Genomic DNA, 17,999 nt, shown 5'->3' with positions numbered 1-17,999 from the left:
ATGCGAGGGTATGCCACGCTTGCCCCCTTGACGGATCTCCGAAGGAGGGTGATCGTGTCCCGATACGACCGGTGGAACGCGATCCTCGAGCTGCTCGCGCAAGAAGGCAGGCTCTCCGTCGAAGACGCGGCCCGCGCGCTCGACGTCTCCACCGCGACCATCCGCCGCGACTTCGACCAGCTCGCCCAGCAGCAGATGCTCATGCGCACGCGGGGAGGCGCGGTCGCCCAGAGCGTCAGCTACGACCTGCCGCTGCGCTACAAGACCGCCCGGCACGCCGACGAGAAGCACCGCATCGCGGCCGCCGCCGCCGAGCTGGTACGGCCCGGCGCCGTGGTCGGGCTCAACGGCGGCACCACCACCTCCGAGCTGGCCCGCGCGCTGGCCACGCAGGCGACGCTGGAGTCGGGCTTCACGATCGTCACCAACGCGCTCAACATCGCCGCCGAGCTGGTGGTCCGGCAGCACGTGAAGATCGTGGTGACCGGCGGGGTGGCCAGGCCGCAGTCGTACGAGCTGATAGGGCCGCTGGCCTCGGGCGTGCTGGAGGAGGTCACGCTCGACATAGCCTTCCTCGGAGTCGACGCGCTCGACGTGGAGCTCGGCGCCTCGGCGCACCACGAGGGCGAGGCGAGCGTCAACCACCTGCTCATCAGCCGGGCGGCGCAGGTCGCCGTGGTGGCGGACTCCTCGAAGCTGGGGAAGCGGGCATTTTCCCGTATCTGCCCCATCGGGGAGATCGACACCCTCGTCACCGACCAGCGGTTGCCCGAAGCCGACGCCGCCCGCTTCGCCGAGGCGGGCGTGAAGGTGATTCGCGCATAACGGGTAGGTATGGACCCAAGTCTCACAACGCAGGGGGAATGCGGATGGCCGCGGGTAAGTGCGTGGCCCGGCTCGGGCCCGTCGAGCGGGGGGCGGCGCTGGCGGCGATGGCGTCGCGCGAGCTGGACGTGGTCGTGGTCGGCGGCGGGGTGGTCGGCGCGGGCATCGCGCTCGACGCCGCCACGCGAGGGCTGGAGGTCGGGCTCGTCGAGGCCCGCGACTTCGCGTCGGGCACCTCCTCGCGCTCGTCCAAGCTGATCCACGGGGGCCTGCGCTATCTCGAACAGCTCAACTTCGACCTGGTCCGCGAGGCGTTGCAGGAGCGGGCGCTGCTGCTGCAGCGCATCGCCCCGCACCTGGTCCGGCCGGTGCCCTTCCTGTTCCCGCTGACCCACTTCGGGTGGGAGCGCCCGTACGTGGGAGCGGGCGTGATGCTCTACGACACGCTCGGCTTCGCCTCCGGGCTCACCAGGGGCGTGCCGGGGCACCGCCACCTGTCCAGGAAGCGGGCGCTGCGGCTGGCCCCGGCGCTGCGGAAGTCCGCCTTCACCGGCGCCGTGCAGTACTGGGACGCGCAGGTCGACGACGCCCGCTACGTGATGACGCTGCTGCGCACCGCCGCCACCTACGGCGCCCACGTGGCGCCGCGCGCCCAGGCGGTCGGGTTCCTGCGCGAGGGGGAGCGGGTCACCGGCGTGCGGGTGCGCGACCTGGAGTCCGGCGACGAGCTGGACGTGCGCGCGCAGCAGGTGGTCAACGCCACCGGCGTCTGGACCGACGACATCCAGGAGCTCGTCGGCGGGCGCGGCCAGATCCACGTGCGCGCCTCCAAGGGCATCCACCTGCTGGTGCCGCGCGACCGCATCCACTCGCGCACCGGGCTCATCCTCCGTACGGAGAAGTCCGTGCTGTTCGTGATCCCGTGGGGCCGCCACTGGATCATCGGCACCACCGACACCGAGTGGACCCTGACCAAGGCGCACCCCGCCGCGTCCCGTGCCGACATCGACTACCTGCTCGACCACGTCAACGAGGTGCTGTCGGTGCCGCTGACCAGGGACGACGTGGAGGGCGTCTACGCGGGGCTGCGGCCGCTGCTGTCCGGCGAGTCGGACCAGACGTCCAAGCTGTCGCGCGAGCACGTGGTCGCGCACCCGGTGCCGGGCCTGGTGATGATCGCGGGCGGCAAGTACACCACCTACCGGGTGATGGCCAAGGACGCCGTCGACGCCGTCGCCCACGGGCTCGACCAGCGGGTGCCGTCCTCGTGCACCGACCGCATCGCGCTGGCCGGGGCGGAGGGCTACCAGGCGCTGTGGAACTCCCGTCACCGGATCGCGTACGACTCCGGCCTGCACGTGGCCAGGATCGAGCACCTGCTGCAGCGGTACGGCTCGATGATCGACGAGGTGCTGGCGCTGGTCGAGGCCGACCCGTCGCTGGGCAAGCCGCTGTACGGGGCCGACGACTACCTGCGGGCCGAGATCGTCTACGCCGCCACCCACGAGGGCGCCCGCCACCTGAACGACGTGCTGACCAGGCGCACGCACATCTCCATCGAGACCTTCCACCGCGGCACGGCCGTCGCCCAGGAGGCGGCCGAACTGCTCGCCGGCCCGCTGGGCTGGGACGACGAGCAGGTCAAGCGCGAGGTCGAGTACTACACCAAGCGCATCGAGGCCGAGCGCCTGTCGCAGGAGCAGGACACCGACCAGGAGGCCGACGCCATCAGGCTCGGCGCCCCCGAGATCGTGCCGGTCGAGCCCTCGTCATGAGGTGAGCGGGATCCACGCCTGCTTCGCGAGCGTGGCCAGGTCGTTGACCTGCGCGCCCTCGTACGAGAACGTCCAGATCGCGTCGCCGATCACCATCGAGCGCTGGATGCCGGGCTGGTAGGCGAGGCCCTGCTCGGTGCGGCTCGGGTGCTGGATCGTGCCCGTCCTGGTCACCTCGGAGTCGGTGATCTTCAGTACGGTCGCGCCGGTCTCGAACGTGCCGTCGGCGTGGCTGCTGAGGGGGATGACCGCGGTGCCGGTCTTCGGCCAGTAGAGGAACGCGTGCGGGTCCCACTCGGCCTCGGAGCCGGAGTCCTTCTGGAAGAGCTGCGAGAGCCTGCGCGGGTTCGCCGGGTCGGCGACGTCGAACAGGGAGATCTGCGTGCCGAGCGTCCTGCCCTCCGTGCTGGCCTCCTGCCCGACGCCGATCAGCCGCCCGTCGCCCGCCGGGTGCAGGTACGCCGAGTAGCCGGTGATCTTCAGCTCGCCGGTGACCTTCGGGGCGGCCGGGTCGCGCAGGTCCAGCGTGTAGAGCGGGTCCACCTGGCGGAACGTGACGACGTAGCCGACCGGGCCGATGAACCGGACCGAGTAGATCCGCTCGCCCTTGCCCAGCCCGCCGACCTGGCCGACGGTCTTCATGCCGGCGGCGTCGAGCACGTGCACGCTGCTGGAGCTGCTCCTGCCGTCGGCGGAGCCGAGCGTGGTGGCGACGCGCAGGTGGCCGTCGTGCTCCGACAGGGAGTACTGGTTAAGCAGCCGCCCCGGCACCTTGCCGGAGGCCGCGTACGAGGGCGCGCCTGCCCCCGAGACGTCGAACCGGTGCACCTCGGTCTCCTCGGGCGGCGGCCCCCCGGGGGTGGGCTCGGCCGGTGAGGGCTCGGTCGCCGGGGCCTGCTCGACGTCCACCGGCTGGACCGGCCACCACCAGCGCGGGTTGCTCGCCACGTACAGGCTCTGGCCGGTGCCGTAGACGATGTCGCCGTCGGCGGCGAGCGCGATCGGGTCCGACCCTGCGGCGGTGACGCCCTGGGCCAGGTCGAGCGTGTGCAGGGTGAGCATCGAGGTGCCGGTGTACTCGGCCGGGTGGCTGACCCGCTCGCACGGCACCGTGGCCTTCCTGACGGCGCCCGACGCGTCGGTGATCTCGATCTCGGGCAGCCAGGCGGTCAGCGGGGCGCCGCGGACCACGGCCTGGTTCATGGCCTTGCGCTCGGCCTCGCCGACGTTCTCCTTGGCCTCGGGGAAGGCGATGGCGGGCTGGCCGCGGGTGACGAGCCGGACCGTGGAGCCCACCATGCGGGCGTCCACGTGGGCGCCCTCGGGCTTGATCGAACCGATCACCTTCGGCTCGCCCGCGAGGTCGACGAGCACGTACCGGGTCTGGCCCGGCGGCGCGAACCCGTCGGCGATCCGGGTCGCGGCCATGCCGCCGCCCTGGAGCAGCACCAGCGCCCGGTCACCGGAGACCAGCAGGTCGGCGGGGGAGTAGCCGCCGTCGTCGCCCTTCAGGTCGAGCGAGCCGGTGACCTTCCTGGTGGCGGTGTCGATGACCCGGAGGACGCCGCCGCTGACGGTGAAGACGCGGTCGCCGTCGGTCTTGACCAGGTCGGGCTCGTCCACGCCGGCCTCGTGCACGTTCGTGGTGGAGTGGTCGGGGGTCGCCTTGGCCGTGCTGTCCCTGGCCGCCGTCGCGTCTTCCATGTACATGATCTGCGGGCCGCCGAAGCCCCACGGGCCCACGTTCGCGGCCGCCTTCTCGCGCAACCCGGCCAGCAGCTCGTCGCAGTCGCTGTAGGAGACCAGGCGGACTTGCCCGAGCGGGGTGCTGGGCGCCTTGTCAGGAGGTGCCGAGGTGCAGGCGGCGAGAGCCGCCACGAGCGCGGCGGCAGCCGCGATCGGCCGGGTGAGCGTCTTCATGCCCTCACAACGGATCAGCCCGGCGGCCGGTTCAAGGGTGAAGATCGGCTCTCCGCGGTGCGCCGACGTCCGTTGCCGATAACTACCGGTCGGTAGCCAACCCGAATATCCTTCTGGCATGCACGTCACCACCGGCAGAACCCGGCAGATCATCGCTCCGTTCACCGGCGAACCCCTCGCCGAACTCCCCCTGGCCGGCGCGGAAGATGTGCGCGAGGCGTACCGCAGAGCGCGGGCGGCGCAGGAGGAGTGGGCGGCCAGGCCCGTGCAGGAGCGGGTGAAGCCGTTCCTGCGGCTGCACGACGTGATCCTGGACCGGCGCGAGGAGATCCTCGACCTGCTCCAGGACGAGACGGGCAAGGCCCGTTCGCACGCCTTCGAGGAGGTCCTCGACGTCGCGGGCTGCGTGCTCTACTACGCCCGCCGGGCGCCCGGACTGCTCGCCCCGCAGGGACGCAAGGGCGTGTTCCCGATCGCCACCCGGGTGAGCGAGCTGCGCCGGCCCAAGGGCGTGGTCGCGCTCATCTCGCCGTGGAACTACCCGCTGTCGCTGGGCGTCACCGACGCCGTGCCCGCGCTGCTGGCCGGCAACGCGGTGGTGCACAAGCCCGACACCCAGACCACGCTGTCCACCCGGTGGGCCGTCGACCTGCTGGTGGAGCTCGGCATGCCGCGCGACCTCTGGCAGGTCGTGCCCGGCGAGCCTGACGAGATCGGCGAGGCGCTGCTCGACGGCGCCGACTACGTGGCCTTCACCGGCTCCACCCGCTCCGGCAGGAAGATCGCCGAGGAGGCGGCCAAGCGGCTCGTCGGCTGCTCGCTGGAGCTCGGCGGCAAGAACCCGATGCTGGTGCTCGACGACGCCGACCTGGACCTGGCCGTGCAGGGCGCGATCCGCGCCTGCTTCGCCAACGCGGGCCAGCTGTGCCTCTCGATCGAGCGGCTGTACGTGCACACGTCGCTGTTCGAGGCGTTCGCCGACCGCTTCGCCCGTCAGGTGCGCAACATGAAGCTCGCCCCCGGCCGCGACTGGTCCGTCCAGATGGGCTCGCTGACCCACCGCCACCAGCTGGAGACCGTCACCCGGCACGTCAACGACGCCGTGGCCCGCGGCGCGACCGTGCTCGCCGGCGGGAAGGCCAGGCCGGACCTCGGGCCGCTGTTCTACGAGCCGACCGTGCTGACCGGCGTCACCGACGACATGGAGCTCTGCCGCGACGAGACGTTCGGCCCGGTGGTGTCGCTCTACCCGTTCGCCTCCGACGACGAGGCGGTCGAGCTGGCCAACGACACGGCCTACGGCCTGAACGCCTCCATCTGGACCTCCGACACCTCCCGCGGCCGCGCGCTGGCCGCCCGGATCAAGGCCGGCACGGTCAACATCAACGAGGGGTACGGCGCCGCGTACGCCTCCTACGACGCCCCGATGGGCGGCATGAAGGCGTCCGGCCTGGGCCGCAGGCACGGCACGGAGGGCCTGCTGCGCTACACCGAGTCGCAGACCGTGGCTTCCCAGGCGTCCTGGCTGCGCATCGAGCCGCCGTTCGACCTGGCCCAGGAGACGTGGGCGGACGTGCTGACCACCACGCTCAAGGTGATGAAGTGGCTGAGGGTCAAGTGAGCGGGTTCGACGTCGTCGTCATCGGTTCCGGGTTCGGCGGCGGCGTCTCGGCGCTCCGGCTGGCCGAGAAGGGCTACCGGGTCGCGGTGCTGGAGGCGGGGCGGCGCTTCGACCGGTCCTCGCTGCCCGCGACCTCCTGGCGGCTGCGCGACTTCCTGTGGGCGCCGTGGCTGGGGATGAAGGGCATCCAGCGCATCCACCTGCTCCGCGGCGAGAAGGGCACCGGCGTGATGGTGCTCGCCGGGGCAGGGGTGGGCGGCGGGTCGCTGGTGTACGCCAACACGCTGTACGAGCCGCTCGACCCGTTCTACCGCGACCCGCAGTGGGCCTCGATCACCGACTGGAAGGCCGAGCTGGCGCCCTACTACGACCAGGCCAAGCGGATGCTCGGGGTGACGACCAACCCCGCGCACACCCCGGCCGACGCGGTGATGCTGAAGATCGCCGATCGGATGGGCGTGGGCGGCACGTTCCGCCCGGCCCCCGTCGGCGTCTACTTCGGGCCCGACGGCGCCGACCCGTACTTCGGCGGCGCGGGCCCCGAACGGCGCGGCTGCGTCCAGTGCGGCGAGTGCATGACCGGCTGCCGCCACGGCGCCAAGAACACGCTCACCGAGAACTACCTCTACCTGGCCGAGCGGGCCGGCGCCCGGGTCTACGCCGAGTGCACGGTCACCTCGGTGCGCCCGCTGCCGTCCGGCGGCTACGAGGTGCTGGCCCGGCGGACCGGCTCGGCCAGGCGGCGCCGGGTCTTCACCGCCCGGCAGGTGATCTTCGCGGCCGGGGCCTGGGGCACGCAACGACTGCTGCACCGGCTGCGCGACGACGGCACGCTGCCCCGGATCTCGCCCCGGCTGGGCACGCTCACCCGTACCAACTCCGAGGCGCTGCTCGGTTTCGAGCGGCCGTCGCGCGGCGGCGAGAAGCTCAACGCCGGGGTGGCGATCACCTCGTCCTTCCACCCGGACGCCGAGACGCACATCGAGCCGGTCCGCTACGGCGACGGCTCCAACGCGATGGGCCTGCTGCGCACGCTGCTGATCGACGGCGGCCAGAACCGGTGGAAGGCGTTCGCCCGCGAGGCCGCCCGCCGTCCGCTGCGCGCGCTCGGGCTGCTCGACCTGCGCGGCTGGTCCGAGCGGTCGCTGATCGCGCTGGTCATGCAGGCCAAGGACAACTCGATCACGGTACGGCGCGGCCGGTTCGGGCTGCGTTCCACCCGGGGGCACGGCGAGCCGAACCCCACCTGGATCCCGGCGGGCCACGAGGCGGTGCGGATCGGGGCCGAGGAGGTCGGCGGCGAGCCGCGCGGGTCGTGGCTGGACCTGTTCGACATCCCCGCGACCGCCCACTTCCTCGGCGGCTGCTCGATCGGCGCCTCGCCCGGGGAAGGCGTGATCGACCCGTACCACCGGCTCTACGGGTACGAGGGCCTGCACGTCGTGGACGGGTCCTCGGTCGCCGCCAACCTGGGCGTGAACCCGTCGCTGACCATCACCGCGCTGGCCGAGCGGGCCATGGCGCTCTGGCCGAACGCGGGCGACCCCGACGCCCGCCCGCCGCTCGGCACGGCCTACCGGCCCCTGCCCCCGATCCCCCCGCGCAGCCCGGCGGTCCCCGCCACGGCCCTCGCCGCGCTCTGGATCACGAATCGGTAACAGGAGGTGTGAGCCCCCCGGAGAAGTGGTTAGGGCGTTTTAGGCAAACTTTCCACTTTCGGGGGTTTCACCATGCTCAAGCGAACCATGACCGCCGCCCTTGCCGGGGTCACCGCCCTAGGGCTGCACCTGGTCGCCGCCCCACCGGCCGCCGCCGCGGCGTACGGCTGCAGCGGCACGCAGGTCGGCAGCTGGAAGATCCCGATGAAGGACGCGCTCGACGGCAGCACGTACTACATCAGCGACGTCAAGCTCTTCTACAACGCCGCCACCGGGTGGAACTGCGCGGCGCTGGTCAAGCGCTCCGGCCACCAGCGGTACGGCGAGAAGACGCCCCTCTTCATCGAGATGTACAACGAGAGGTTCGCCGAGGACAACGTCAAGAACAACTACGCCAAGGACACCGGCCGCTTCAAGTACTACGCGGGCCCGGTCAAGGTCTACGGCAAGAACATGTGCGTGAGCATCCACGCCAGGCACGGCGACCACACCGGGCCGGGCAACGACTACAACGGCAGGCTCAGCAAGACCGGCGTCGCCTGCCGTTGATCTAGAAAGCCTCGATCTCGTCCAGGAGTGCTGTCAGGGTGGCGTCGTCCGTGGCCGGGGCCATCACCGTGATCCGCAGGTGGCGGACCCCGGCCAGTTCGGTCGAGGTGAGGTAGAAGGTGCCGTCGCGCATCAGCCGTTCGCGGATCGCCACCTGGTCGCCGTCGCCGTGGCGGAAGCACACGATGTTGCTCTCCGGCTCGTACGGCACCGTGAACCCGGGGCGTTCGCGGGCCAGCTCCCAGAACCGGTGGGCGGTGTCGTACCGGGAGGCCACGTAGTCGCCGAGGCCGCGCTCGCCGCGCCAGGCCAGGTTCATGAACACCTTCAGCCCCAGCTCGGCCTTGGTGCACTCGACCGTACGGGCGATCTGGTCGAAGCCCTGGTCGCCGTAGAACAGGTAGCTGGCCTCCTGCTTGAAGGCCGCGTCCAGGTCGCTCTCCCTGCGCACCAGCACCGCCGCCGACAGGGCCGAGGTGCGCAGCATCTTGTGCGCGTCCCAGATCACCGAGTCGGCCAGCCCGATGCCGTCGAGCAGGTGGGCGTGCCGGTCCGACAGCAGGGCCGAGGCGCCGTGCGCGCCGTCGACGTGGAACCACACCTCGCGCTCGCGGCACCACTCGCCGATCGCCCGCAGGTCGTCGTACAGTCCGGTCCCGGTGGCGCAGGCCGCCGCGACCAGCGCCATGACCCGCTTGCCCGAGATGTCCGGCAGTCTGGCCGGGTCGATCCGGCCCAGTTCGTCCGTCTCCAGCGGCACCACCGCGCGCTGCCCGAGCCCGAGTATCGAGACCGCGCGGGAGATCGAGTAGTGCGCCGACGGCGAGGCCAGGATCACCAGGTCGCCCGGCACGCCCTCCTCCCACGCCTCCGGCGCCACCCGCGCCCTGGCCGCCAGCATCGCCGTCAGGTTGGCCAGCGAGCCGCCGTGCGTCAGCACGCCGCCGCCGGCCGGGAAGCCCACCTTGTCCAGCATCCAGCGCAGGACCTCGAACTCGACCGTGGCCGCCGAGGCGCCCATCTCGTAGATGTTCATCGGGTTGTTGATCGCGCCGTGCACGAGGTCGGCCAGCGCGGCGGGGAAGTCGGGGGAGGCGGTCTGGTGGGCCAGGAACGCCGGGTGGTGCAGCCGCGTGCTCTCGGCGAGGAAGGCGCGCAGGAAGCCGCGGTACGACGCGGGGGTCATGCCGCCCTTGACGATCAGCTCACGCAGGCCCAGCCGGTCCGCCAGCTCGCGCGGCGGCGTGCGCCTGAGCACGGGGGCCTCGCCCCGCTGGCTCTCCGCCACATAGGCGGACAGCTCCTCGACCGTGATGCCGGCCGACTCGGTGAACTCCTCAACGTTCCACATATCTCGAAATAGTGAGGACATCATCGGCGTGCGGCTAGTGTTGCCGAATTGGAGGGCAATTTCCATGCATAATGCCGAACTGGATTCGATCGACCTGGCCATCCTGGCGGCACTCCAGCGCGACGCCCGGCTGCCGAACAAGGATCTCGCCGAGCGGCTCGGCGTCGCGCCCTCCACCGCGCTCGAACGGGTGCGCGCGCTGCGGCGGCGCGGGATCATCACCGGCTTCCGCGCCTCGGTCGACGTCGCCAAGCTGGGCCGGCCGCTGCAGGCGCTGCTCGCGCTGCGGGTACGGCCGCACACGAGCCAGCTCGTCGACCCGCTGCGGAGCTTCGTGCTGTCGCTGCCCGAGACGATCACGCTCTTCCACGTGGCCGGCGCCGAGGACTTCCTGGTGCACGTGGCCGTGGCCGACGCCGAGCACCTGCACCGGCTCTGCCTGGAGAGGTTCCTGGTACGGCCCGAGATCGTGCACCTGCAGACCACCTTGATCTTCAAGAGTGAGGATCAACCCGTCCAGCGGCCCTCCGAAATGTGAAAATATCCGCCCATGGCCTTGCGGATCACCACCCTCTCCGAGCGCCCCGAGTTCATCCCCACCCTGTGGGACATGGACCACTCCTGGCCGGAGTTCATGATGAAGGACCCGATCGCCGACTTCTTCTACGCGGTCGCCGACACGGCCTACACCGACTACGTCCTGGTCGCCGACGACGACGCCGAGCCGGGCCGGCTGGCCGCCCGGGGCTGCACGATGCCGTTCACGCTTAAGGACGGCGAGCTGCCCGACGACGGCTGGGACGGCGTCATCAGGCGCGCCTGGCTGACCCGCGAGCGCGGCGAGCGCCCCGGCCGGATCTCCGCCCTGGAGATCACCGTCCGCCGCGACCTGCTCGGCAAGGGCGTCTCGCCGCTCATGGTGGCCGCCATGCGCGCCAACGCCGCCCGCCTCGGCTTCGACGAGTTGGTCGCGCCGGTCCGCCCCAACCACAAGCACCTGGAGCCGCACACCCCCATGGCGGAGTACGCCTTCCGCACCCGCCCCGACGGGCTGCCGCACGACCCGTGGCTGCGCGTCCACGTACGGGCGGGAGGCGAGATCGTCAAGGTGGCGCCGCGCTCGATGACGATCGCCGGCACGCTCGCCGAGTGGCGCGAGTGGACCGGCCTGCCGTTCGACCGGCCGGGCCCAGCGGAGGTGCCGGGCGCGCTCAACCCCGTCCACGTCGAACCCGGCCACGATCACGCCGTCTACGTCGAGCCCAACGTCTGGGTCAGCCACCCACTCGGCCGCTAGCGTTTCCGGCATGACGGAACTTCAGCCCAGATTGCGGGCCATCACCGACCTGATGGTCCCGGAAGCACGCGAGTCAGGCGGACGGCACGAGTACGACGGCGCCATCCAGGACCTGTCTCCCGAGGGCGTGCGCGCCGGCCTGACCCGGCTCGGCGACGGCGACCTGCCGGAAGACCCCCACGACGCCCGCCACCTCCAGGTCTTCGAGGAGGGCCTGCGTTTCGAGCTCGGCGAGCTCGCGCTGCACCGCAAGAACCCGCTGCTCCACCTGTCCAACCTGGACCTCGCCTGCTACGACCGCGACTACGGCCCCGAGGAGCAGCGCGCCGCCGCCAAGGCCGCCCACCTGGCGCTCTGGCCGGAAGCGGTACGGCACGCGACCGCCTCGCTCGACCAGGTCAGCGCCCCCGTGGCGCAGTCCCTGCTCGGCGCGGTCAAGGGCCTGGCCGCAGGCGTCACCGACCAGGCCGCTCTGGAGGCGCACGCCCGCCTGGTCGCCCACGTCGAGCGGGCGGCGGAGACCGGCGACCCGGACGCCGCGCTCGGCGCGGACGCCCTGGCCCGGCTCATGGGCACCGTCGAGGGCCTGGACGTCGACCTGGGCAGGCTGGCCGAGCGCGCCGACGCCGAGCGCGACCGCCTGACGGCCCGCCTCGCCGACGCCTGCGACCGGCTCGGCCAGGGCGGCAGGCCGCCGCTGGACGTGGTCCGCGAGCTGGTCAAGCAGCACCCCGACGCCGACGGCGTGATCGAGGCGGCCAGGATCGGCACCGAGAAGGCCATCGCGTTCACCCGCGAGAAGGACCTGGTGCCCTACCACGACGGCACGTGCCTGGTCGGCCTCGCCCCCGAGTCACGCCGCTGGGCGATGGCGATGATGTCGTGGAACGCCCCCGGCGAACCCGAAGGCCCGTCCTGGTACCACATCACCCCGCCCGACCCGTCCTGGCCGAAACAGGACGTCGACGAGTGGCTGGAGGTCTTCAGCGAGACCACGCTGCCCGCCATCAACGTGCACGAGGTCGCGCCCGGCCACTTCTCCCACGGCCTGGCCCTGCGCCGGGCGCCGTCGGACGTGCGGCGGCTGCTGCAGTCGTTCTCGTTCGCCGAGGGCTGGGCGCACTACGCCGAGGAGCTCTGCGTCGAGGAGGGGTTCGAGGCGGGCGACCCGCGCTTCGAGATCGGCGTCTGGGTGGAGGCGCTCATCCGCGTCACCCGGCTGGCCTGCGCGATCGGCGTGCACACCGGCGCGATGACCGTCGAGGACGCGGCCGCCCGCTTCGCCTCCCACACCCACCTGGCGGGCCCCGCCGCGATGGCCGAGGCCAGGCGGGCCACCTTCGATCCCACGTACGGCCGCTACACCTGGGGCAAGCTGATCATCATGGATCTGCGCGAGCAGGCCAGGCAGGCGTGGGGCGCGGGCTTCACCCTCCAGCGCTTCCACAAGGCCCTGCTCGACCTCGGGTCGCCGCCGCTCGGTCTGCTGTCGATAGACTGAGTGCACCGCATTCGCCTTTGGGGGGTTCCTTCGGTGTCTGAGTTCGACACGGTCCTGGTGGTCGACTTCGGCGCGCAGTACGCGCAGCTCATCGCCAGGCGGGTGCGCGAGTGCCACGTCTACTCCGAGATCGTCCCGTCGACCATGACGGTCGAGGAGATGATGGCGAAGAACCCCAAGGCGATCATCCTGTCCGGCGGTCCCTCGTCCGTCTACGCCGACAACGCCCCCGACGTGCCCCACGGCCTCTTCGAGACCGGGGTGCCCACGTTCGGCATCTGCTACGGCTTCCAGGCGATGGCGAGGGCGCTGGGCGGCGAGGTGGCCCGCACGGGCGTCGCCGAGTACGGCGGCACCTCCCTGGAGGTCCTCGACGAGGGCGTGATCTTCGCGGGTCTCCCGTCGGCCCAGAAGGTCTGGATGTCCCACGGCGACAGCGTCGCCGCCGCCCCCGAGGGCTTCCTGGTGACCGCCTCGACCCGCGAGACCCCGGTCGCCGCCTTCGAGCACCCCGGCCGCGGCCTCTACGGCGTGCAGTTCCACCCCGAGGTCCTCCACAGCGAGCACGGCCAGCAGGTGCTCAAGCACTTCCTGGAAGCGGCCGGCTGCCGCCCCAGCTGGACCATGCTCAACATCGTCGAGGAGTCCGTCGAGGCGGTCCGCCGCCAGGTCGGCGACGGCCGCGCCATCTGCGCCCTGTCCGGCGGCGTCGACTCCGCGGTGGCCGCCGCCATCGTCCAGCGCGCCATCGGCGACCGGCTCACCTGCGTCTTCGTCGACCACGGGCTGCTGCGCAAGGGGGAGGCGGAGCAGGTCGAGCGCGACTTCGTGGCCGCCACCGGGGTGCGGTTGCGGGTGGTCGACGCCTCGGACCGTTTCCTGAAGGCTCTCGAAGGGGTCTCCGACCCTGAGGAGAAGCGCAAGATCATCGGCCGGGAGTTCATCCGGGTCTTCGAGGACGAGCAGCGCGCCATCATGGCCGACGGCCCGGTGGACTTCCTGGTGCAGGGGACGCTCTATCCGGACGTGGTGGAGTCCGGCGGGGGCACGGGCACGGCCAACATCAAGTCCCACCACAACGTGGGCGGGCTGCCTGAGGACCTGCAGTTCAAGCTGGTGGAGCCGCTGCGCACCCTCTTCAAGGACGAGGTGCGGCGGGCCGGCGAGGAGCTCGGGCTGCCGTCGGCGATGGTGTGGCGCCAGCCGTTCCCGGGGCCGGGTCTCGGGATCCGGATCGTGGGCGAGGTCACGCGCGAGCGTCTCGACCTGCTGCGCGAAGCCGATGCGATCGCTCGTGAGGAGCTGTCGCGGGCGGGGCTCGACCGGGAGATCTGGCAGTGCCCGGTGGTGCTGCTCGCCGACGTGCGCTCTGTGGGGGTGCAGGGGGATGGTCGTACGTACGGGCATCCGGTGGTGCTGCGGCCGGTGACGTCCGAGGACGCGATGACGGCCGACTGGTCGCGGGTGCCTTATGACGTGCTGTCGCGGATCTCCACGCGGATCACGAACGAGGTGCGCGAGGTCAACCGGGTGGTGCTGGACGTCACCAGCAAGCCCCCGGGCACCATCGAGTGGGAGTGACGGGTCACCTCCGACGGCCGCCATCGGTCAACCCGCGACGGGCGCTCGCTGCTCAAATGAAGATGAGATTGTAGTTTCACGGTCAAGATCGCCTTGCAACTACAATTTGCTCTTAGGTTGGTTAGGCTGCGCAATCCGGCCGACCTTCCACCAGGGCGATCGCGAGCTCTCCGGTGAATGAGGCGCCGGGGGCCGCGTGAACGGCCCCCGCGCCCGGCTGGATCAGGAGGACGCGTAGACCCGGTGGACGAACTCCGCGAGCTTGTTGTCGGGGAGTTCCTTGGCCAGGTCGGCCTCGCTGACCATGCCCACGATCCGCTTGTCCTCGATCACGGGCAGCCGCCTGATCTGGTGCTGCTCCATCTTCTCCAGCGCCTCTTCGACGCTGCTGTCGGCCTCCACCCACACCAGGCCGTGGGCGAGTTCGCTTGCCGTGGTGCTGTCGAGGTCCTTGCCCTCGGCACAGCACTTGATCACGATGTCCCGGTCGGTGATGATGCCCTTGAGCCGGTCGTCGTCCCCGCAGATCGGCAGCGCGCCGACCGACAGGTCACGCATCATCTGCGTGGCCCTGCGCAGGCTGTCTTGCTCTCCGATGCACTCGGCCCCTTGGTGCATCACGTCCTGGACCTTCTTGCCGATTCCCGGTGTGCTCATCGCTGCCTCCCCGAGAAGGTCGCTTACGCTTCCACCTGACGCCTACCCCCAGATAGCGGATCATTGCAGGTGGCGGCGGTGTTTTCCGGGCGTTTGAGCACGTCGTCGAGGGCAGGGGAACCTCGTGGTTGTCACGCTCGCGCTGGCGGGCGACACGATGCTCGGTCGTGGCGTCGGGGACCTGCTGGCCGATTACAACGCCCCGGACGCGTTCGTCTCGGACGGCGTCCGCGAGTACCTGTCCGAGGCCGACGCCATCCTGCTCAACCTGGAGTGCTGCGTCTCCAGTCGCGGCGACTCGATGTTCGCGCCGGGCAAGGTCTTCCATTTCCGCGCCCCGCCGCAGGCCGTCGATCTGCTCGCCGAGCTCGGCGTCAGCTGCGTCACGCTGGCCAACAACCACGCGCTGGACTACGGCTACGACGCGCTGCTCGACACCCGTGCCCATCTCGAACGCGTGGAGATCCGCGCGGCGGGTGCGGGCGCCACCCTGGACCAGGCGCGCGAGCCGGTCATTCTCGCCACACGGGGGCTGCGCATCGCCGTCATCTCCGTGACCGACCACCCGGACGACTACGCGGCCGCCCCCGACCGGCCCGGCGTCGCCTACGCCGACCTGCGCTCCGGCGTCCCCGGCTGGCTGACGGACACGGTGACGAGGATGCGTACGGAAACGGACGCCGTGCTGGTCATGCCCCACTGGGGTCCCAACATGACGACCGGGCCGCTGCCGTACATCCTCGGCGCGGCCAGGATCCTCACCGACGCCGGGGCGACGCTGATCGCCGGCCACTCCGCGCACGTCCCGCACGGCGTGGCGCCGCCGGTCCTGTACGACATGGGCGACTTCATCGACGACTACGCGGTGGACCCGGATCTGCGCAACGACCTGTCGCTGCTGTTCCTGGTGACCGTCGACGAGCTCGGTCCGGTACGGCTGCGCGCCGTGCCGCTCAAACTCGACTACTGCCGCACCGTCCTGGCCGAGGGCGCGGAACGCTCCTGGCTCGCCCGGCGTTTCATCAGCGCGTGCGAGGCGCTCGGCACGGCGGCGGTCTGGGAGGACGACCTGCTCATCGTGGACCTGCGGAGAGGATGACGAGCGCATGATCGCTTACCGCGTGTGTTCGCCGATGAGGGGGACGAACCGGGCAGGCGTCAGGAGGCGCAGCCACGCCAACTGACCCTGCCGCTTGGTGTACAGCGTGACGATGTCGGCCGCTTCGCCCGTGATCGGCATGACCAGCCGCCCGCCCTCGGCCAGTTGCGAGACCAGTGGCGCGGGCACCGTCGGAGCGGCGGCCGACACGATGACGGCGTCGAAGGGCGCGTGAGCGGGCAGGCCGGCGGTGCCGTCGCCGACCAGCACCTCGACGTTGGTCACACCGGCCGCGGCCAGGTTGGCCCGGGCGTGTTCAGCCAGGTCGGCATGGCGTTCCAGCGAATAGACCCACCTGGCCAGTCGGGCCAGCAGGGCGGTCTGGTAGCCGTACCCGCTGCCGATCTCCAGGACGGTCTCCGTGCCCGCGAGCCCCAACGCGTCGATCATCTGGGCGACCAGGGACGGCTGCGAGGTCGGCTGCCCGTGACCGATCGGGATCGGCTCGTCGAACTGGGCGCGCGCGGCGGAGCGCAGCGGCACGAACCGCTGGCGCGGCGTGTCGGCGAAGGCGGCCAGCAGGCGGGGATCCGTCATCCCCTTCTCCCGAACGACCTCCACCAGCGTGCGCATCGCCGAGCCCTCCTCCCTGCCTCGCGGCTACCCCGGCCCATGAGCCGCTAACAGCTCACGAGCATGGGCCCGCCTGGCTCACACGGGATCGGTCGGGATGTGGGCGTAACCGAGCAAAGTGACGCCGCACCTGGTCAGGTCCGCAGCCTCCACACCATTGTCCTCGGCGTCCTTGGTCGAGAGGACCTTGTCCAGACACGAGATCTGGGAGTGCGGGACGAGCCCCAGGTGGTAGTAGAACGTAAGGCCCCGGGCGCCGGCATAGCCGCCGAACCTGCGTTGCGGTTTGGACCAGCACCCGTTCTGATCGGGCACGATCAGTTCGTCCTTGCCCCAGAACAGGCCTTCGACGCCGGCATTGCCGTAGGCGTCGCGAGTCTTGGGATCCGCGGACCCGAAGGGATACAACAACTGATCCTCCGGCACTTTGCCGGTGATCCGCCCGGTTGCCTCCAGGTGCATGAAGTCCGTGCCGTTATAGGTGACGTTGTAAACGAACGACTCGATCTTCAGGTCGGGATAGGCGGCTGTCGAGGCCGACGTCACCTTGGCCTGGGTAATCGGGTCTGAAGGCTTCGGGCAGGTGAGGGTTTCCGATCCGACCGGATTGACGATGAGCCTGAAGGCAACAGCCGCGCCGAAGACCACGGCCATCGCACCTACGAGTACGGCCGCCCACGCCTGGCCTGTCAGGCGGCGGGGCCTGTTCGGGGAGCTTTCTCCTCCAGTGCGGGCGTCCGAAGGGCCATCCCCGCCGGCGCGGGCGATCTCATTGGATGCAGTGATTACGCCGAACACCGCGGCTACACCCGAGGCGACCCAGCTCATCGCCTCCAGGCCGATGAGAACGGCGACGACTCCCATCACCAGGCTGGTCAGCGAGGCGAGTACCAACAGCCATCTGCGTGAGTTGCCACCGTCTCTCATAGCCACGACAGTCTCCAGGGAGCAGCAACAAGTGCAAGGGTGACGTTCGAAGAAAGAGAGGCGTTGACAGCTTCCGACGCGAGTTGCGAAAGAGAGACCTTATAGGTGGAAGGCTAGAAGGTCTGGACCTTGAACCTGAGTAGGTGGATGGCCGTAAAGGACGGCTCGCCTATCAGACCCGCTTCCGCTCAGGCTGCTTTTACGCCACGCGGCGTTCAGCTCGGGAGATGCAGTCATCATGCCCCCCTTCAGGTGTAGGGGTCGCTGCGACGTTCGGACGAGAGGTGTTCGCGGGTCTCGGCTTGGTCGTCCGACGGGGTGTGCCGTCCTCTGCAGGAGTGATCTCTCAAACGAGGTCGTCGAACTCCCCTGCGATAATCCCATGTCGAAACGCGGCGAACTCGCTGCGGGTGAAGTACAGCCTGGGTCCATCAGGGTCTTTGGAGTCGCGCAGTGCGACGAGGGGGCCGTGGCCGGCTTTGTGATCGGCTTCGAGCGCCTTGGTGTCATCGTCGTCTAACAGCGCTACTTCGACACAGTTTCCGCCCGTGCCGTTCGAGAACGTGGACTTTCGCCAGGTCAAAGGGGAAGGTCGCTCTGGCCCA

16 protein-coding genes are annotated in these 17,999 nt (G+C 70.6%); 10 read left to right on the top strand and 6 right to left on the bottom strand.

Annotated elements, in window-relative coordinates; genetic code table 11:
• Nucleotides 1-54: 54 nt before the first annotated feature.
• Together ABD999_RS32115 and ABD999_RS32110 are read left to right on the top strand one after the other, a co-directional pair.
• Nucleotides 55-825, top strand: a complete 771-nt coding sequence (locus tag ABD999_RS32115) for a DeoR/GlpR family DNA-binding transcription regulator (RefSeq protein WP_271274708.1) — start codon at nt 55-57, stop codon at nt 823-825.
• Nucleotides 826-869: 44 nt separating this feature from the next.
• On the top strand, nt 870-2,600 hold the full coding sequence (locus tag ABD999_RS32110) for a glycerol-3-phosphate dehydrogenase/oxidase (RefSeq protein ID WP_271274709.1): 1,731 nt from the start codon (nt 870-872) through the stop codon (nt 2,598-2,600).
• On the opposite strand, the gene ABD999_RS32105 is transcribed toward ABD999_RS32110, so the two are convergent.
• Nucleotides 2,595-4,520 carry a beta-propeller domain-containing protein gene (locus ABD999_RS32105; RefSeq protein ID WP_271274710.1) on the bottom strand — a complete coding sequence of 642 codons (1,926 nt, stop codon included), beginning with the start codon at nt 4,518-4,520 and terminating at the stop codon, nt 2,595-2,597. The two genes, ABD999_RS32110 and ABD999_RS32105, sit on opposite strands and share 6 nt — an antisense overlap.
• A 118-nt stretch (nt 4,521-4,638) precedes the next feature.
• Between ABD999_RS32105 and ABD999_RS32100 the strand changes: the two genes are divergently transcribed.
• The 3 genes from ABD999_RS32100 to ABD999_RS32090 all read left to right on the top strand — a co-directional run bounded on the left by ABD999_RS32100 (nt 4,639) and on the right by ABD999_RS32090 (nt 8,348).
• Nucleotides 4,639-6,141 (top strand): succinic semialdehyde dehydrogenase, encoded by a 1,503-nt coding sequence (locus ABD999_RS32100; protein ID WP_271274711.1) that lies wholly within the window; start codon nt 4,639-4,641, stop codon nt 6,139-6,141.
• Complete coding sequence (locus ABD999_RS32095; RefSeq protein ID WP_271274712.1) at nt 6,123-7,799, top strand: FAD-dependent oxidoreductase; 1,677 nt, start codon at nt 6,123-6,125, stop codon at nt 7,797-7,799. The genes ABD999_RS32100 and ABD999_RS32095 overlap by 19 nt, the downstream gene beginning before the upstream one ends.
• Nucleotides 7,800-7,871: 72 nt before the next feature.
• Nucleotides 7,872-8,348, top strand: a complete 477-nt coding sequence (locus ABD999_RS32090; RefSeq protein WP_271274713.1) for a hypothetical protein — start codon at nt 7,872-7,874, stop codon at nt 8,346-8,348.
• Nucleotide 8,349: 1 nt separating this feature from the next.
• Here ABD999_RS32090 and ABD999_RS32085 read toward each other — a convergent pair whose 3' ends face one another.
• Entirely contained in the window at nt 8,350-9,699 is a 1,350-nt protein-coding gene (locus ABD999_RS32085) for a pyridoxal phosphate-dependent decarboxylase family protein (RefSeq protein WP_271274714.1), read from the bottom strand.
• A gap of 64 nt (nt 9,700-9,763) precedes the next feature.
• On the opposite strand from ABD999_RS32085, the gene ABD999_RS32080 reads away from it, so the two are divergent.
• Genes ABD999_RS32080 through guaA form a run of 4 tightly spaced genes read left to right on the top strand, consistent with a single transcriptional unit; the run spans nt 9,764 to nt 14,078 of the window.
• The gene (locus ABD999_RS32080) at nt 9,764-10,237 is read left to right on the top strand and encodes an Lrp/AsnC family transcriptional regulator (RefSeq protein ID WP_246639931.1); all 474 of its coding nucleotides are present in this window, start codon (nt 9,764-9,766) and stop codon (nt 10,235-10,237) included.
• A gap of 12 nt (nt 10,238-10,249) precedes the next feature.
• Nucleotides 10,250-10,996, top strand: coding sequence for an N-acetyltransferase (locus ABD999_RS32075; protein ID WP_271274715.1), 747 nt, complete (start codon nt 10,250-10,252; stop codon nt 10,994-10,996).
• A 10-nt stretch (nt 10,997-11,006) separates the two neighbouring features.
• The gene (locus ABD999_RS32070; protein ID WP_271274716.1) at nt 11,007-12,497 is read left to right on the top strand and encodes a DUF885 family protein; all 1,491 of its coding nucleotides are present in this window, start codon (nt 11,007-11,009) and stop codon (nt 12,495-12,497) included.
• Between the two features lie 9 nt (nt 12,498-12,506).
• Nucleotides 12,507-14,078 (top strand): glutamine-hydrolyzing GMP synthase, encoded by a 1,572-nt coding sequence (guaA, locus tag ABD999_RS32065; RefSeq protein ID WP_378525324.1) that lies wholly within the window; start codon nt 12,507-12,509, stop codon nt 14,076-14,078.
• Nucleotides 14,079-14,300: 222 nt separating this feature from the next.
• On the opposite strand, the gene ABD999_RS32060 is transcribed toward guaA, so the two are convergent.
• On the bottom strand, nt 14,301-14,735 hold the full coding sequence (locus ABD999_RS32060; RefSeq protein ID WP_271274718.1) for a CBS domain-containing protein: 435 nt from the start codon (nt 14,733-14,735) through the stop codon (nt 14,301-14,303).
• Nucleotides 14,736-14,859: 124 nt separating this feature from the next.
• On the opposite strand from ABD999_RS32060, the gene ABD999_RS32055 reads away from it, so the two are divergent.
• Nucleotides 14,860-15,834 carry a CapA family protein gene (locus ABD999_RS32055; RefSeq protein WP_271274719.1) on the top strand — a complete coding sequence of 325 codons (975 nt, stop codon included), beginning with the start codon at nt 14,860-14,862 and terminating at the stop codon, nt 15,832-15,834.
• 15 nt (nt 15,835-15,849) lie between these two features.
• Here ABD999_RS32055 and ABD999_RS32050 read toward each other — a convergent pair whose 3' ends face one another.
• The 3 genes from ABD999_RS32050 to ABD999_RS32040 all read right to left on the bottom strand — a co-directional run bounded on the left by ABD999_RS32050 (nt 15,850) and on the right by ABD999_RS32040 (nt 17,977).
• A complete protein-coding gene (locus tag ABD999_RS32050; RefSeq protein ID WP_271274720.1) occupies nt 15,850-16,467 on the bottom strand; it encodes a protein-L-isoaspartate(D-aspartate) O-methyltransferase in 618 nt (205 codons plus the stop codon).
• Nucleotides 16,468-16,545: 78 nt separating this feature from the next.
• Nucleotides 16,546-17,394, bottom strand: a complete 849-nt coding sequence (locus ABD999_RS32045; protein WP_271274721.1) for a hypothetical protein — start codon at nt 17,392-17,394, stop codon at nt 16,546-16,548.
• A 346-nt stretch (nt 17,395-17,740) separates the two neighbouring features.
• Entirely contained in the window at nt 17,741-17,977 is a 237-nt protein-coding gene (locus ABD999_RS32040; RefSeq protein ID WP_333485678.1) for a DUF397 domain-containing protein, read from the bottom strand.
• Between the last annotated feature and the right edge of the window lie 22 nt (nt 17,978-17,999).

Source organism: Nonomuraea ferruginea (assembly GCF_039540635.1).
GTDB classification, from domain to species: domain Bacteria; phylum Actinomycetota; class Actinomycetes; order Streptosporangiales; family Streptosporangiaceae; genus Nonomuraea; species Nonomuraea ferruginea.
The sequence above is the reverse complement of the archived record's forward strand: the minus strand, read 5'-3'. Positions and strand labels throughout refer to the sequence as shown.